We start from the raw sequence: 15183 nt of genomic DNA on the forward strand, positions 1-15183 counted from the left end.
TATCTACTGCGGTCGGTAGGAATCAATACTAAAATTAACGAATACAAAGAGAGGTTTTTAACTTCTTAAAATAACACCCACAAATACTAACTCAATCTCACTTAGCACAATTCCGTCCATTTCATTTTTTTATGGTATAATATATATAATGTGAAAACAAAAAAGTATATAAGTAAATGTTATTTGCCCCGCAGTTGCCACAACCTGTTAAAATTTAACCGGTTTTACAGGTAACTGCGGTTTAACCGTGGGTCAAATTATAAGGGGGATTGCAACGTTGTTTACAGATAAGCGCTTCCGAGGATTATCCAAGGCAGATGTAAAAAATGATTTCGTAGCAGGTATTACAGTAGGTGTTGTTGCAATACCGTTAGGAATGGCCTTTGCTATTGCATCTGGAGTAAAACCAGAGTACGGATTATATACAACAATTATCGCTGGACTGCTTGTCGCTTTATTTGGTGGCTCTCGCTTTCAAATTGCTGGACCAACAGGCGCATTTATCCCAATATTACTCGCTATTGTATTGCAATACGGTTATGAGGACTTACTTATTGCAGGTTTTTTGGCAGGGATTATGCTTATTTTAATGAGTTTCTTTAAAGTAGGGAACTTAATCAAGTTTATTCCAAGATCTGTAACAATCGGTTTTACATCTGGAATTGCTGTCATTATTTTCTCTGGCCAGTTGGAAAACTTCTTTGGACTATCCGGTGTAGAGAAAAAAGAGTATTTTCATCAAAACATGTTGCAAATTATAACTAACTTCCCAACGTTAAATATGTACAGTCTACTTATCGCTGTTACAGGACTTTTAATTATTATATATGTACCAAAGGTTTTTCCGAAAATCCCAGTTCTGCTTGTAGCGCTAATCATTCCTACCATTTTATCCATACTTTTCTTTCCAGAGAAGGTAGCAACGATTGGAACAGCGTTTGGTGGTATTTCGCAATCACTCCCCTCCATCCAAATTCCAGCATTGACGTGGGAAAAACTAATTTATTTATGGCAACCTGCTTTCGTAATTGCCATGCTTGGAGGAATTGAATCGTTATTATCTGCTGTTGTTGCTGATGGAATGACTGGAAAGCAGCACCGTTCTAACCGAGAGCTGTTTGGCCAAGGGCTTGCTAATATTGTAACGCCATTTTTCGGAGGAATTCCTGCAACTGGCGCAATTGCTCGAACAGCGACAAACATTAAAAGCGGTGCAGTAAGTCCCTTTTCCGGTATATTTCAAAGCTTATTTGTTTTGTTTACATTACTGTTATTCGCTCCGTTTGCCTCTCATATTCCTTTAGCAAGTATGGCACCAATCTTAATGGTCGTTGCTTTTAATATGAGTGAGTATAAATCATTTTGGCATATATTAAAGTTAAGGACAGGCGACTCCCTCGTTCTTGTTACTACTTTTTTATTAACAGTTTTTGTGAATTTAACAGTCGCAGTTCCAATTGGCCTGCTTTTGGCAATGCTTTCTTTTATTAAACGGATTAGTGGTTTAGTCGAAGTGGAAAATATAATACCCGATAAGTTTGTCCATAATAAAACACAAAATGGCGTTACAGATTATCGCTGTCCAAAGATTGCGAGCTATACCGTTCACGGTCCTCTGTTTTTCGGTGCAGCCGATCGTTTTGAAACGATGATTACTCGCTCCATAAATAAACGGCCGGCTCTATTAATTCTTAAAATGCGTCACGTATCTTTAATTGATATTACTGGTGAAGCGAATCTATCTGCGCTTGTCGAAGACTTTCAGAACAAAAATGGAGTCGTTTTAATAGCCGAATTGCATGAGGAACCATTAAAAATGTTGAAAAAAACCGGATTGTACAACAAGATAGGAGCAAATCATTTTTTTGACCATACTGCAGATGCCATTGATTATGCTTTACATTTAATTAATGTTAGCAATTGTTCCTTTTGCTCGAAAAGTGGCCACACGACGTGCCAAGTTTTTCGGAAAATAAACGATAAGCCGGTGCAAGTAGAAGCAAACAAAAACACATGAAATCATTATGATAAACGGCTTCATTTAAGAGTCTTTGGCAAATATGAGCATGTTTTTTACACCATCACTATTAGTGATGCTAAGTACAAGTGAAGCATCGTTCATGCAATGCATTCACAACATTCTAATCGCAGGCTGCTTGTGAGTCGCACATTTAGTATACATGTTTATTAAAAGTGCTCCTATCAAATAACTTCATATTTTCAAACATAAATTGTCAATTTAACGCCACAATAATAGTACCAAAAGAGTATTCGGACTTTGTATGAAAAAAGTGAGTTCATTTTGCTTACAAGATAAAGTGCATTATTTCCGAACAATTTTTCCGAGTACTATAATAGAAAGGGGTATATTATATGGGTGAAATCAGTCAGTTTCGTCCGGGTGAAAAGGCGCCTAACAATGGCGTATACGTAGAGATAGGGGAAACAGGCAGCAATGTTTCTGAACCGAAGCAAGTAGAACTAAAGGCTGGAGACAAATTTCCAGAAACGACAAATCAGGATCGTGTCTGGCAAAACAAACGAAAGCAAACGAATCCACATCCACAATAAGCGAAATATATAGCAACTATTAGTCATGCAACTCCAGAAACCAAATGTACAAATTCGATTACAAAAAGCAACTGCTCATAAATTTATTGAAGCAGTTGCTTTTTGTATAATCCGATCACTTTTTTGCTTCTGTTCTTAAAATTTAGTACAGAATTTGAGTAAATAATTATTCGGCAGATATTCCAGTGTTTGCTCTGACGGTCATCTCTGCATAAGCTTCTTGTTTTTCTGGCTTACTAAAAATCGTGAATATAATTGCAGATAAAAACCCTGCAGGTATACTAATGATTCCTGGATTGGCCAATGGGAAAATTGCATTATCTCCCATTACGTTCGGTCCAATTACAACCAATCCTACAGAAGCTATCGTTCCAATTAACATACTCGCAACGGCTCCCGTTGTATTAAACCTTCTCCAATATAAAGAAAATATAATCGTTGGTAAATTTGCGCTTGCACCAACACAAAATGCTAGGACAACTAGGTACGCCACGTTTAAATCCTTTGCAAGAATTCCAAATACAACAGATAGAACACCAATAACAAGCGAAGTAAGACGGGCTACTTTAAATTGTTGTTTACTATCTACTTCTCCTTTTTTAATTACATTCGTATAAATATCATGGGCGAACGCTCCAGCACCTGTAATGACAAGTCCGGCAACAACTGCTACAATTGTTGCAAACGCAACTGCTGAAATTGCTGCCATAAACATTTCTCCACCAATTGTTCCAGCTCCACCACCTAAATATTCCGCGAGCAACGGTGCTGCCATGTTCCCTCCACCATCAACTGCAGAGATCGCCTCGCCGCCAACAAGGGAAGCAGCTGCATAACCGATCATCGAAATCATAATGTAAAATACACCAATTAAGCCCATTGCCCAAATAACTGATTTACGTGCAGCCTGTGCAGTTGGAACAGTATAAAAACGAACCAATACGTGCGGTAATCCAGCTGTTCCTAAAATAAGTGCCATTCCAAGTGAAAATAAATCTATTGGGTTACTGTACAGCCTACCTGGCCGTAAAAATTCTACACCATTTTTATCAATAACATCTCCAAAAAGCGCAGATAAATTAAATTTAAATATAACGGCGATGAAAAGGATCATAACGATCATAGCCGCCATTAGTAATACAGCTTTAATTATTTGTACCCAGCTCGTCGCTAACATACCACCTAAAGAAACATAAATAATCATTAAAATACCAACGATAACAATTGCTAATTCATATGGCAAACCTACGAGTAAGTGGATAATAGCTCCTGCACCAACTAATTGCGCAACCATATAAAAAATCGTGACGGCTAACGTAACAACTGCTGCAGCACTTCGAACTGGTCGTTGCCTTAATCGGTAGGACAATACATCTGCCAAGGTATATTTCCCCGAATTCCGAAACGGTTCGGCAACGATAAAAAGGACGATTACATACCCCATTAACCAGCCAACAGCATACATAAACCCATCATAGCCATGCAGAGCAACTAAACCAGCTATCCCTAAAAACGATGCCGCACTTAAATAATCTCCTGCAAGTGCAAATCCATTTTGCATCCCTGTTAAAGATCGTCCAGCCGCATAAAAGTCGGATGTTCCTTTCGTTCGTTTCGACGCAATATACGTTACATACATCGTTAATCCTACAATTGCAACAAAAAGTGCGATCCCAAATAAATCAACGATCGTCATACTTTTATGCTCCTTCCTTCTCTTCGCCATATTTTTCAATAATTTCATCTGCTTGCTTGTCAAACTTCTTTGCCTTTACAACATAAATACCAGCTAAAGCCCAAGCGACGAAGTAGAAAGTAAGACCGTATAAATATCCGAACGTCAAATTACCGAATACGAACTTTACCATAAGTGGTTTTGCGTACCCTGCCATTAAAGGAAAAGCTAAATAATAGCAGAAGAAAATTGCTGTTATAGGCCAAATAAACAAGTTTTTGGACCGTTTAAGGTTTTGAAATTCGGTTGATTTCTCTATCTTTTTAAAATCGACCACGATAACATTACCTCCCAATGTATTAAAATAAGCGTGAATGAAAACGCTTACTACGTAGTATAAACGAGGAGGTAATCGTCGTCATAAAATATGGTTGAAATGTCCAATTTCATGGATGAGCAGCAAGTAAAACATAGTGAATTGCTAACTCCCAAATATTTCAAACAATGCCTTTCTTGCTGAACGACTAACAGGGACCGTTGTTCTTTTTTTATCCTTCAATTTGACATTACACGCACCGTTAAACCAAGGAGTAATTTCTAAAACATGATTTAAATTTACAAGATAGCTTCGATGTGTTCTAAAAAATGAATACCCTTTTAATTTTGCTTCCAACTCCTGCAATGTCATTTTACTTTCAAAAACATTATTTTCTGTATGAATTTCGAGCATTCGTTTTGAAGGAACGGCATAATATATCGATTCAGGAGCTAAAACAATCATGCGATCTCCATCATCAATTAACAATTTGGAATTCGGCATCGACAAATCTACATGTTCGTTACTTTCTTTTGCTTTTAACCGCTTTTTCAATCGATCCATCATCTGTTGGAACCGAGTATGATCGTATGGTTTTAATAAATAGTCAACCGCTTCTACTTCAAAAGCATCCATAGCGTATGCGTCATATGCTGTCGAAAATATAAATAGCGGGTGTTCCTTTGCTAATTCAGTAATTCGCTTCGCAGCTTCAATTCCAGACATTCCAGGCATTTCCACATCTAAAAAAATAACATCTGGTTCATAATTGAAGTATAACTCTAATAACTGTTCTCCCGTTTCAGCACTTGGACACAGCTCTAAATCCTCCTCTTGTTTTAACAAATAAATAAGCTCCTCACGTGCCAAATGCTCGTCTTCTGCAATCATAACTTGAATACTCATAAAGGCACTCTCCTTTTCACTGGAACATTATAAGGAATATGAAACGAAATTTCGCTTCCTTTTGGGGACAAGTTAGTAATCTCTAATTGTGCTTGCTGCCCAAGCAAGCTAATAAGCCGTTGATTCACGTTATACAGACCATTCCCACCGTCTTTTATATCGGTTAATGTCTCATTTCCAACACGGTCCAATATATCTTCTGGAAAACCACTGCCATTATCTCGTACGATTATTTTAATGTAATGATCTACCTTTTTTATTTTTACTTCAACCTCTCCTCCGCTTACTACATTTTGCAATCCATGCTGAATACTATTTTCAACGAGTGGCTGAATGGTCGATGGCGGAATGAACACTTCAGGAATATTTTTCTCCTTATAGAAATTTATTTTCAGTCTACTTGCAAAACGGGCCTGGACAATTTCTATATATGCATTTACGTGCGTGCATTCTTTTTCTAAATGAATTAATGCATTTGAAACGAGTCCGAGATTAAATCGCATATAATTAGCTAATTGAACCGTTATATGACGTGCACGCTTCGGATCGATGCGGAACAATGTTGCAATTAAATGCAATGTATTAAACAAAAAATGCGGATTAATTTGTGCCTGCAAATTGCGAAGCTCTGTATCACGTATATGTGCTTTTAAATTTTCGTTCGCTATTATATTTAATTGATTGGAAATTAACTGACCTAACCCTTCTGCAAGTACAAGCTCAACTGGGCGAATATGCTGCGCCTTACGAAAGTAAAACTGAATTAATCCAGCCGTATCATTCGCCTCTGTTATCGGTATAATAATCGCTGCTTCCAAAGGACAGTTTGGATGCGTACATTGTATTTCAGAACGTAAATATGCAACCTTCATCTCGTTCGTATGAAGCGCTTCCTTTGATAAAGGAGTAGTAATCTCTGTTTGACTACAATGATGATCGTCTCCAAGTCCTTTATGTGCTAAAATTCTCTTTCCATTCGTAACCGAAACAGCAGCAATCTTTAATCGGTCATACAATAAATTGGCTAGTCCCTCCGCTCGCTCTTGCTGATCCTGCTTTCTTAGAAAAGGCAGCGCTTCTTCTGCAATCGTTAATGCTTGTCTTGTCGCTAAAGCTGCTTCATTTTCTTGTTCTTTCAATACGATGCCAATCATTGCTGTAAAAATAGCTATCGCAATGCTATTAGATAAGACGAGAGGCAAGCCGATTGTATTCACAACATTTATCGTTCCAGGCTCTTGCGGATATAAAATTAATAGCATTTGCATTTGTAATATAGGAGGAAATACACCAATAAATAACGCCTGAATCGGGGAAATAACCCGTTCCTTTGAAAAAAAGCGCGCAGTTAAACCAGTCAACAAGCCAGTAATTGGATTTACAAGCATGTTAGCAAACCAACCAATACCTCCAAGAAAAAAGAGGTGAACACCGGCAATCATCCCGGCACCTAGCCCGACGATAGGACCGCCCAATAACCCCGCAATAACGATGGCAACTAAGCTCAAGCTGACGACCATTTGATCATCTGCAATAGACCAAACGAGCTGATGTGTTATTACTACCTCTCCGTCAATTACAATGCCAGCAATTGAACTCGCAATCCCAAACAAGCCAAACATACATATGTGAATAATAGACATTTTAATACTATGTTCACGATACAGCAACGAACGAAATCCTTTAATACGCGTCAATACAAAAGCAAATACAAGCAACAACCCTATTCTCTCAAATAAAATCATTGTTAAATACTTCAAAGGTTTTCTCTCCTCGTAGTTGCTCCGGTATGAGCTTTTAAGTAAAAACGTTCAAATGCTTGAATACTTTCTTCTGATGGCTTCGTTAAAAGCGAACCGAGAATTGCACCGATAAAACCTACAGGAATTGCAATAATACCAGGGTTATACAACATAAATACAGGGTCCTTTGCAATCCAGCCACCTTCTGGGTTCATAATATGCGGCCCAAAAACGAGTAAGAGTAAGGACGCAAGCAAACCGCTCGTCATACCAATAATAGCTCCCCATTCATTAAAGCGCTTCCAATAGATTGTTAACAACAACACAGGCAAATTACTAGAGGCAGCTACGATAAAGGTTAGTGATACAAGAAACGTAACATTTATATTTTTTAAACCGAGAGCAAATAAAGTAGAAATTAAGCCAATACCAAATGCCGTCCACTGAGCTGCACGCAGCTGTTCTTTTTCCGTTGTCTGCTTCTTTTTTAGTATATGGTGATAAATATCATGAGAAAAGGCTGTAGTTGCTGAAATAACTAAGCCTGCGACAACTGCTACAACGGTTGTAAAGGCAATTGCTGAAATAAACGCAAGTAAAAAGTCGCCACCAAGCTCTTTAGCCAACAATGGTGCAGCTAAATTTCCTGTGGAGTCTGTCATCATTAATTGGTCGAAACCAATTAATGCAACAGTTCCTAATCCAAGCACTAAAGTCATTATATAAAAAACACCTATAATCCAGCTTGCTGTCAAAACCGACTTCCGAACTTCTGTAGCGTTTTTAACAGTGAAAAAGCGTATTAAAATGTGTGGCAGACCGGCAGTACCTAAAATTAAAGCTAAATATAAAGAAAACATTTCAAATGGGTTATTTAGTAAGTGTCCTGGTAAAAAAAACTGATCCCCCAAAGGGGTTCCCTGCTTTACACTCGTAATTAATGCAGGTATGTTCCATTGAAAACGGGAAAAAACAATAAGAGATAGCAAAAATGTTCCCGACATTAACAAAACAGTTTTCACAATTTGCACCCAAGATGTGGCAATCATGCCACCAAATACAACATATACAGTCATTAAACTTCCTATAACCATGACGGATGTAGAATAATCAATATTTAATAATAAACGAATGAGCAAACCAGAAGCTACAAGCTGTGGAATCATGTATAATATTGAAATGATAAATGCACCTAAAGCCATAATTAATCGTATATTATTACGAGGGAACCGTGCACATATGACATCGCCTAACGAATACTTCCCTAAATGATGGACAGGCTCTGCAACAAAAAACAAGACGACTAAATACGAAACGAGAAATCCAATTGAATAAAGAAATCCATCATAGCCATTAATCGCTATCGCTCCAATAATACCTAAAAAAGAAGCAGCGCTAATGTAGTCGCCAGCAATGGCCATGCCATTTTGTACCCCAGTCAACTTACCCGCAGCGGTATAAAACTGAAATGTCGTTTTACTTCTACGAGCAGCCCAATATGTAATAATAAGCGTACATACGACAATACATATAAAAAATAAAAAATATGTAAAATTCATTTATTCATCCCCTTACGTAAACGCTCAGCTATTCGATCCAATTGCTTTGCTTTACGCCAGTAAAACGAGCCTAGAATCCAAGTCATTCCAATTTGAATAAAGGCATATAACCAACTCCATGTCATGCCGAATAGTGGTGATGCTTTATTCATTGTAACGGGGAATAAAGTTAATACAGTAGGTAAAGAACAATAAAAAAATAGAAGTATAAAAATAGCGATAATATTAACCTTCTTTTTCTCTTGTCTAAATTGCTGGAAAAGATTGTTCATTCTATCCCCCCGCACTATGTATCTATTTATCTAGTTTTACTGCTTTAATATTCTATTTTGACGTTACGCACTCTGAATCGATTCCGTCCATAAATAAATATGCTAAAAAGCCGAACAAGAAGCGTTCAATTAAACGAAATCGCTGTTCGGCTTTTTTAGACTTGTTAATTTGTAAAAACTTCTGTCAATTTAGTAACAATTTGCTTTTTACGAGAAACTACTCCTTTAAGCAATGCACGTCCATTTGTTAACTGCACGTCAAACGCTTTTTCAACATTTGATATTGAATTACCTAATGCAAGAACTTCTGAATCATTATTTAAAATATCGGTTACTACGAATAAAAACAGATCAAGATTCTCATCAGCTATTCGGTTTTGTATCGCTTCCTCTAATTCTTCTTGATCCTCATAAACCTGATTAATATCAATTGCATTTACTTGGGCTATTTCTACATGCGCTTTCCCCATTGTAAATGCCTTTGCATCCATCGTTAATAAGTCATTAATTGACTTATCGCTTAAATCTGTCCCTGCCTTTAACATTTCTAAACCATACTCTTTTAAATCAACTGCAGCGATTTCTGCTAGTTCATGTGCAGCTCGTATGTCTTCTTCTGTACATGTAGGTGATTTTAATAATAAGGAATCCGAGATGATTGCTGACAATAATAATCCTGCAACCGCTCGTGAAGGTTGTACATCATTTTCTTTATACATTTTATTTAAAATTGTTGCAGTGCATCCGACAGGCTCTGCTCGAAAATATAAAGGATCTTTCGTTTCAAAATTAGCAATTCGGTGATGATCTATTACTTCAATAATACGTACATCTGTAATGTTATCCGCACTTTGCTGAAATTCATTATGATCTACTAAAATAACCGAATCTACATCAGCATCAATTTTTTCAATTAAGCGCGGTGCAGCTACATCAAAATAATCTAATGCAAATTGGGTTTCTTTATTAACTGCACCTAAGCGAACAGGTTCAACAGTATGGCCTAATTTTTCTTTTAAATATGCATAAGCTAATGCGGAACAAATAGAGTCCGTATCTGGATTTTTATGACCAAAAATTAATGTCTTCATAATTATGTACTCTCCTTACAATCTTTATGTAATCTACTTATTAGATTAACATACCTTTACATCTAAAAGTAGTATTTTACATAGCTTAAAAGCCCTCTATGTATGCTTATTAAATAATGGCGTGCATCTACAAATAAGTTATTACGGATTCATTTTTAGCGTTTCTGTTACATCCCATATTTTGTCGTAATTACTATATTTATTTAATGCAATATCTAAATCGTGAAACATACGATGTAATTCACGTATGGTTTCCACGCTACTTTCCTTTTGAGCATTTTGAGCAAGTGTACGCACCTTTTCAAGATCCTTGCGTAGTTTTTCATTGTCCATTGAAGGCAATATCTCATCTATATAATGAACGATATCTTTTGCAAATTGTCGCTGCTCGTTCCAGTCTAAGGATTGAATAGCACCGTATCCAGTCGTTTCATTATAGAAAGTATGCATTCTAGAAATAAATGTACCTATCTCTTTGTATTCCTCTCCAACAGTTTCCCTAGTTTTTTGTACAAGGGTATCCATTTCCGCTGATATTTCTTCTGCTTCCTTTTTATGAGTGCTTCTATCCATTTCTACAGGATTAGTAAAAATGCTCATACCGAATAAGTTCGTGAAAAGCATTGTCGCTCCAATGCTAACTATAAATAGTACAGAAATCATACTCCAACCGAACCAGCCAAACATTAATTTTCTCCCTTTACTCACTAAAAAACCCCCCATTTTAAAATTTATGTTTGTTTAATTATTTATAAGAGCTACCCATTCATTTGACTCAATTTCATAATTGTCATTTTTAAAAAATCACAAAAGAACAGAATTTTAAAATCCACTTAAAGCGAGATTGGTGTCTGCTGTATTCCATCCGGAACCACTCCGCTTTCCACAGGCAACGCCTCAACTAATTTTAAAAGGTTGTCCCAAAGCTTTTAAAATGGATTTTCGGCTGTTGCTTTTCCTGCATATACAACCTCTGTTTCTTGGTTGAATGCTGTATGAATTGGATCAACTGCTAATTTAGATGCATTGTACATTAAGGTGATATCAAAATGAAGTTTTGCTCGTTTACCTGTTCTGTAACGAACTTTGTTTAATGTGTAATGGTCATAGGGAGTGTCCCTCCAGTCTATGGTTTGTAGTCAAACTACCATTATATAGGATTTGGGTAGGTGCTTCCTTTTTTAAGTTTCCAAACCCTTGCCCTGTAAGCGTTTGGAATTATAAAATTCATTCATTTAAAAACCATAATAATAATATCTATATACAATCAGCATTATATAATATATTAATCCGTTTACGTACACTTTCCATCGTCTAATTTACTTGAGATTTATTCCAATATTCCTAGTAAATCTAATGTATCCCGTTAATAGCTAGGCGAATATATTTCCCGCCTTTTTTAATTCGTGTTACAATTATGCTTGAACAATAAAAGGTGAACGTAAGGATTTGAATAAAACTTATGAAAAAAATAATTATTATTGGATCGGGAATTGTAGGCGCTACCGCTGCATATAGACTAGCCAAAGCGGGAATGGAAGTACATGTAATTGATAGAGAAGAATCTGGACAAGCAACGAATGCTGCAGCTGGGATTATAAGTCCATGGTTCGCGCAACGCAAAAACAAAGCATGGTATCACCTTGCTAAGAGTGGTGCTAAATTATACCCAGAGCTTATTTCGGAGCTTAAAAGCGACGGAGAAGAGCATACAGGTTATAAAAAAGTAGGAGCACTACGACTTTTTACAAATGAAGACAAACTATGTGCCGCTAAAGAACGGATAATAGAGCGTCAAAAAGATGCCCCTGAAATTGGTACGATTCACGTTCTTCAACCGAACGATACGAAAGAACGATTTCCATTAGCTGAAGCCGAATATCATTCCATTTATGTTAGTGGTGGTGCACGGGTAGATGGACGAGCATTAAGGAATGCTCTAATCAATGGTGCAACAAAGCACGGTGCCCTTTTTTATACAGGGAATGCAGAACTTCTATATGAAAATAAAAAGATCAATGGAGTACGCTTTAATAAAAGCGTAATGGAGGCAGATACTGTCATTGCTGCTACAGGTGCCTGGATGAAGGAATTACTTCAACCAATAGGAGTAAACGTACTTATTTATCCACAGAAGGCTCAAATTATTCACTTAGAGCTTCCGAATACCGATACGAGTAAATGGCCTGTCGTCATGCCACCAAATAACCAGTATTTCTTAGCGTTAGACTCGAATCGAATCGTTGTCGGAGCGACACACGAAAAAAAAGCTGGCTTCGACAAGCGTATAACAGCAGGTGGTGTACATGAAGTGCTTTCTAAAGCATTAGAAATTATGCCAGGTTTAGCACAAGCCACTATTTTAGAAACAAGAGTCGGCTTTCGACCTTTCACTCAAAACTCTATCCCAATTATTGGGGCGATTCCTGGAATAGAAAATTTACTAGTTGCAAATGGCCTAGGAGCTTCAGGACTTACTACCGGCCCTTTTGTAGGATCACAACTAGCGAATCTCGTTTTAAACAAAACATTAGATATAGATCTGAACGAATATAGCGTAGAAAAAACAATGAAAAACTAATACTATCCATATAAAGAGGGACAGATTATTTAGCTTTTATACTTACTGTTTTCTTTCTCTACGTATCAATAGGATATGTTCATTCTTTTTATAATCTTATTCGACTATTTATTTAAATAAATTTTTACTATCGTCTATAATTTATTGAAAGGGGTTTATTAATGAAAGGCAAGATGATCGTATTCTTAATTATTTTAGTTACAATCGCTGTCCTAGGTTTAGCTTGGTTTTTATTACAATATATGTTTAACGAATTTGACGTCGATCGAGCAAAAGGTGCAAATAATTTGCTAACAGTTCATTTAAAATACCAACTATCGTTAATATAATTTCACAGCACGCATACTGAATTGACGTAATTAATTGATTGAAAATAATATTCCCTAATATGGCTGAAACCTTAAGTTTAATTTAAGGTTTCAGCCTTTTGTTATCGCAATATCAATAAATATCATATTACTTTTTTTTTCTTGCATAGTAACTTCTCATTGTCTTAAAATAAAGATACTAGCAAGCAATTTCAAGATATTATACGTACATACATTTACGTAATTTAAAATTTTATTTATACACGTGTGATTAAATCCTTTTGCATACATATTCTCTCCATTCCTTTTGATGTCGCAATTTAAAGGTACCAAAAAAGAGAATAAGGGTGTATTTTTTCGCCTTATTTTTTAGGTTAGCTTCAACCCACGATACAGTAAGGGAGACCACCACATTCAATATAGAGCCTCAATATAGAGCCTTAAGTATAAGACCTTGTAAACAGAAAAAGCCGCTTAAACGGCTGTTAAATAACCGTCTAAACGTCTTAATACACTACTGTATACAATTTGTTCCGATACCAGTGGCCGGGGTCGAACCGGCACTCCCGTGAAGGAACCAGATTTTGAGTCTGGCGCGTCTGCCTATTCCGCCACACTGGCATGTTTAAAAGCAAGATAGACTTTTATATAATATTTGCACTAAATTTCATAGTTATCTATGTTACATTTAAATAATTAACTAATGTAAAACTTTGGAGGCGGCAACCGGATTTGAACCGGTGATAAAGGTTTTGCAGACCTCTGCCTTACCACTTGGCTATGCCGCCTTATACATATAAAGCGGAAGACGGGATTCGAACCCGCGACCCCCACCTTGGCAAGGTGGTGTTCTACCACTGAACTACTTCCGCATAATTGGCTGGGCTACTAGGATTCGAACCTAGGAATGACGGGACCAAAACCCGTTGCCTTACCGCTTGGCTATAGCCCAAAGCTATACGAAAATATAAAATGGGGCGACCGGTGGGATTTGAACCCACGCATGCCGGAGCCACAATCCGGTGCGTTAACCACTTCGCCACGACCGCCATTTAACTGTATTTTTTATGGCAGGGGTAGTAGGAATCGAACCCACATCAAAGGTTTTGGAGACCTTCGTTTTACCATTAAACTATACCCCTATTAGTTATAAATGGTGGAGGGGGGCAGATTCGAACTGCCGAACCCGTTGGGAGCGGATTTACAGTCCGCCGCGTTTAGCCACTTCGCTACCCCTCCAAAGCTAAATAAAAGGTGGCTCGAGACGGAATCGAACCGCCGACACAAGGATTTTCAGTCCTTTGCTCTACCGACTGAGCTATCGAGCCAATGGCGATCCGGACGGGACTCGAACCCGCGACCTCCAGCGTGACAGGCTGGCATTCTAACCAACTGAACTACCGGACCGTTTTAAATAATAGATAATAAAAAGTGAATTAATTAAATTGGTTGCGGGGGCAAGATTTGAACTTGCGACCTTTGGGTTATGAGCCCAACGAGCTGCCAGACTGCTCCACCCCGCGATATGATAAGTTAGTAATGGTGGAGGATGCAGGGCTCGAACCTGCGACCCCTTGCTTGTAAGGCAAGTGCTCTCCCAGCTGAGCTAATCCTCCACTATAATAAATAAGTGTTTCTATAAGAAAATAATTTGGTGACCCGTACGGGATTCGAACCCGTGTTACCGCCGTGAAAGGGCGGTGTCTTAACCGCTTGACCAACGGGCCATAATAATCTGGCGGAGAGCGAGGGATTTGAACCCTCGAGACCGTGTTACCGGCCTACACGATTTCCAATCGTGCTCCTTCGACCAACTCGGACAGCTCTCCATGGCTCCACAGGTAGGATTCGAACCTACGACCGATCGGTTAACAGCCGATTGCTCTACCACTGAGCTACTGTGGAATATGCTTATGCTTTAAAAGATCAAGAGCTGTTTTTTTTAGCGACAATCTCTATTATAATTGTTTTTCTAAAAAAATCAAGTTTTATTTGGCATATAGTCGTTCATACCTTGAAAACTAAACAAGAATTATTTCATCAATGGGCATCATCAGCCAAAAATAGTTAGTTAAGTCCTCGATCTATTAGTATCCGTCAGCTTCACGTGTCACCACGCTTCCACCTCGGACCTATCAACCTCATCGTCTCTGAGGGATCTT

The 15183-nt window shown here is 37.6% G+C and carries 12 protein-coding genes, 14 tRNA genes and 1 rRNA gene; 4 read left to right on the forward strand and 23 right to left on the reverse strand.

Translation table 11 applies throughout. The features are described 5' to 3' along the window. Positions 1–277 precede the first annotated feature (277 nt). A complete protein-coding gene (locus ACLIBH_RS10680; protein ID WP_439316701.1) occupies positions 278–2017 on the forward strand; it encodes a SulP family inorganic anion transporter in 1740 nt (579 codons plus the stop codon). Positions 2018–2373: 356 nt separating this feature from the next. After that, on the forward strand, positions 2374–2571 hold the full coding sequence (locus tag ACLIBH_RS10685) for a YjzC family protein (protein ID WP_439316702.1): 198 nt from the start codon (positions 2374–2376) through the stop codon (positions 2569–2571). Positions 2572–2737: 166 nt separating this feature from the next. Here ACLIBH_RS10685 and ACLIBH_RS10690 read toward each other — a convergent pair whose 3' ends face one another. The 8 genes from ACLIBH_RS10690 to ACLIBH_RS10725 all read right to left on the reverse strand — a co-directional run bounded on the left by ACLIBH_RS10690 (position 2738) and on the right by ACLIBH_RS10725 (position 10840). After that, positions 2738–4267 carry a solute symporter family protein gene (locus ACLIBH_RS10690; RefSeq protein WP_439316703.1) on the reverse strand — a complete coding sequence of 510 codons (1530 nt, stop codon included), beginning with the start codon at positions 4265–4267 and terminating at the stop codon, positions 2738–2740. A 4-nt stretch (positions 4268–4271) separates the two neighbouring features. After that, positions 4272–4583 (reverse strand): DUF485 domain-containing protein, encoded by a 312-nt coding sequence (locus tag ACLIBH_RS10695; protein ID WP_439316704.1) that lies wholly within the window; start codon positions 4581–4583, stop codon positions 4272–4274. Between the two features lie 144 nt (positions 4584–4727). Further along, positions 4728–5468 (reverse strand): LytR/AlgR family response regulator transcription factor, encoded by a 741-nt coding sequence (locus ACLIBH_RS10700; protein WP_439316705.1) that lies wholly within the window; start codon positions 5466–5468, stop codon positions 4728–4730. Next, positions 5465–7228, reverse strand: coding sequence for a LytS/YhcK type 5TM receptor domain-containing protein (locus ACLIBH_RS10705; protein ID WP_439316706.1), 1764 nt, complete (start codon positions 7226–7228; stop codon positions 5465–5467). Before ACLIBH_RS10705 ends, ACLIBH_RS10700 begins: the two co-directional genes overlap by 4 nt. Beyond that, a complete protein-coding gene (locus ACLIBH_RS10710) occupies positions 7225–8769 on the reverse strand; it encodes a solute symporter family protein (RefSeq protein WP_439316707.1) in 1545 nt (514 codons plus the stop codon). Before ACLIBH_RS10710 ends, ACLIBH_RS10705 begins: the two co-directional genes overlap by 4 nt. Beyond that, positions 8766–9041 (reverse strand): DUF485 domain-containing protein, encoded by a 276-nt coding sequence (locus tag ACLIBH_RS10715; RefSeq protein WP_439316708.1) that lies wholly within the window; start codon positions 9039–9041, stop codon positions 8766–8768. Before ACLIBH_RS10715 ends, ACLIBH_RS10710 begins: the two co-directional genes overlap by 4 nt. A 164-nt stretch (positions 9042–9205) precedes the next feature. Next, complete coding sequence (locus ACLIBH_RS10720) at positions 9206–10135, reverse strand: manganese-dependent inorganic pyrophosphatase (protein WP_439316714.1); 930 nt, start codon at positions 10133–10135, stop codon at positions 9206–9208. A 138-nt stretch (positions 10136–10273) separates the two neighbouring features. After that, a complete protein-coding gene (locus ACLIBH_RS10725) occupies positions 10274–10840 on the reverse strand; it encodes a hypothetical protein (RefSeq protein ID WP_439316709.1) in 567 nt (188 codons plus the stop codon). Positions 10841–11594: 754 nt separating this feature from the next. On the opposite strand from ACLIBH_RS10725, the gene ACLIBH_RS10730 reads away from it, so the two are divergent. Continuing rightward, positions 11595–12713, forward strand: coding sequence for an NAD(P)/FAD-dependent oxidoreductase (locus ACLIBH_RS10730; protein ID WP_439316710.1), 1119 nt, complete (start codon positions 11595–11597; stop codon positions 12711–12713). A gap of 161 nt (positions 12714–12874) precedes the next feature. Further along, a complete protein-coding gene (locus tag ACLIBH_RS10735; RefSeq protein ID WP_439316711.1) occupies positions 12875–13042 on the forward strand; it encodes a hypothetical protein in 168 nt (55 codons plus the stop codon). Between the two features lie 516 nt (positions 13043–13558). Here the strand turns inward: ACLIBH_RS10735 and ACLIBH_RS10740 are convergent. From ACLIBH_RS10740 to ACLIBH_RS10810, 15 genes are all read right to left on the reverse strand, one after another. Continuing rightward, positions 13559–13642, reverse strand: a tRNA-Leu gene (locus ACLIBH_RS10740). 93 nt (positions 13643–13735) lie between these two features. Beyond that, positions 13736–13809 (reverse strand) — tRNA-Cys (locus tag ACLIBH_RS10745). 12 nt (positions 13810–13821) lie between these two features. Next, positions 13822–13893: transfer RNA gene (locus ACLIBH_RS10750), tRNA-Gly, on the reverse strand. Positions 13894–13898: 5 nt separating this feature from the next. Continuing rightward, positions 13899–13973, reverse strand: a tRNA-Gln gene (locus ACLIBH_RS10755). 21 nt (positions 13974–13994) lie between these two features. Continuing rightward, a tRNA-His gene (locus tag ACLIBH_RS10760) sits at positions 13995–14070 on the reverse strand. Positions 14071–14089: 19 nt separating this feature from the next. After that, positions 14090–14163: transfer RNA gene (locus ACLIBH_RS10765), tRNA-Trp, on the reverse strand. 12 nt (positions 14164–14175) lie between these two features. After that, a tRNA-Tyr gene (locus ACLIBH_RS10770) sits at positions 14176–14260 on the reverse strand. A 16-nt stretch (positions 14261–14276) separates the two neighbouring features. Further along, positions 14277–14349 (reverse strand) — tRNA-Phe (locus tag ACLIBH_RS10775). Positions 14350–14351: 2 nt separating this feature from the next. Beyond that, positions 14352–14428: transfer RNA gene (locus ACLIBH_RS10780), tRNA-Asp, on the reverse strand. Positions 14429–14467: 39 nt separating this feature from the next. Continuing rightward, a tRNA-Met gene (locus ACLIBH_RS10785) sits at positions 14468–14544 on the reverse strand. A gap of 17 nt (positions 14545–14561) precedes the next feature. Next, positions 14562–14637 (reverse strand) — tRNA-Val (locus ACLIBH_RS10790). 36 nt (positions 14638–14673) lie between these two features. Continuing rightward, positions 14674–14748 (reverse strand) — tRNA-Glu (locus ACLIBH_RS10795). 9 nt (positions 14749–14757) lie between these two features. Further along, positions 14758–14850, reverse strand: a tRNA-Ser gene (locus tag ACLIBH_RS10800). 1 nt (position 14851) lies between these two features. Then, a tRNA-Asn gene (locus ACLIBH_RS10805) sits at positions 14852–14926 on the reverse strand. 162 nt (positions 14927–15088) lie between these two features. After that, a 23S ribosomal RNA gene (locus tag ACLIBH_RS10810) occupies positions 15089–15183 on the reverse strand; the annotation flags it as partial.

This window comes from Virgibacillus sp. W0430 (genome assembly GCF_051846935.1).
In the GTDB taxonomy this organism is placed as follows: domain Bacteria; phylum Bacillota; class Bacilli; order Bacillales; family Amphibacillaceae; genus JBPYCR01.

Coding starts and splice junctions, on each gene's coding strand:
- ACLIBH_RS10735 (WP_439316711.1), top strand. CDS start 12,875: ATGAAAGGCAAGATGATCGTATTCTTAATTATTTTAGTTACAATCGCT.
- ACLIBH_RS10685 (WP_439316702.1), top strand. CDS start 2,374: ATGGGTGAAATCAGTCAGTTTCGTCCGGGTGAAAAGGCGCCTAACAAT.
- ACLIBH_RS10700 (WP_439316705.1), bottom strand. CDS start 5,468: ATGAGTATTCAAGTTATGATTGCAGAAGACGAGCATTTGGCACGTGAG.
- ACLIBH_RS10710 (WP_439316707.1), bottom strand. CDS start 8,769: ATGAATTTTACATATTTTTTATTTTTTATATGTATTGTCGTATGTACG.
- ACLIBH_RS10730 (WP_439316710.1), top strand. CDS start 11,595: ATGAAAAAAATAATTATTATTGGATCGGGAATTGTAGGCGCTACCGCT.
- ACLIBH_RS10690 (WP_439316703.1), bottom strand. CDS start 4,267: ATGACGATCGTTGATTTATTTGGGATCGCACTTTTTGTTGCAATTGTA.
- ACLIBH_RS10715 (WP_439316708.1), bottom strand. CDS start 9,041: ATGAACAATCTTTTCCAGCAATTTAGACAAGAGAAAAAGAAGGTTAAT.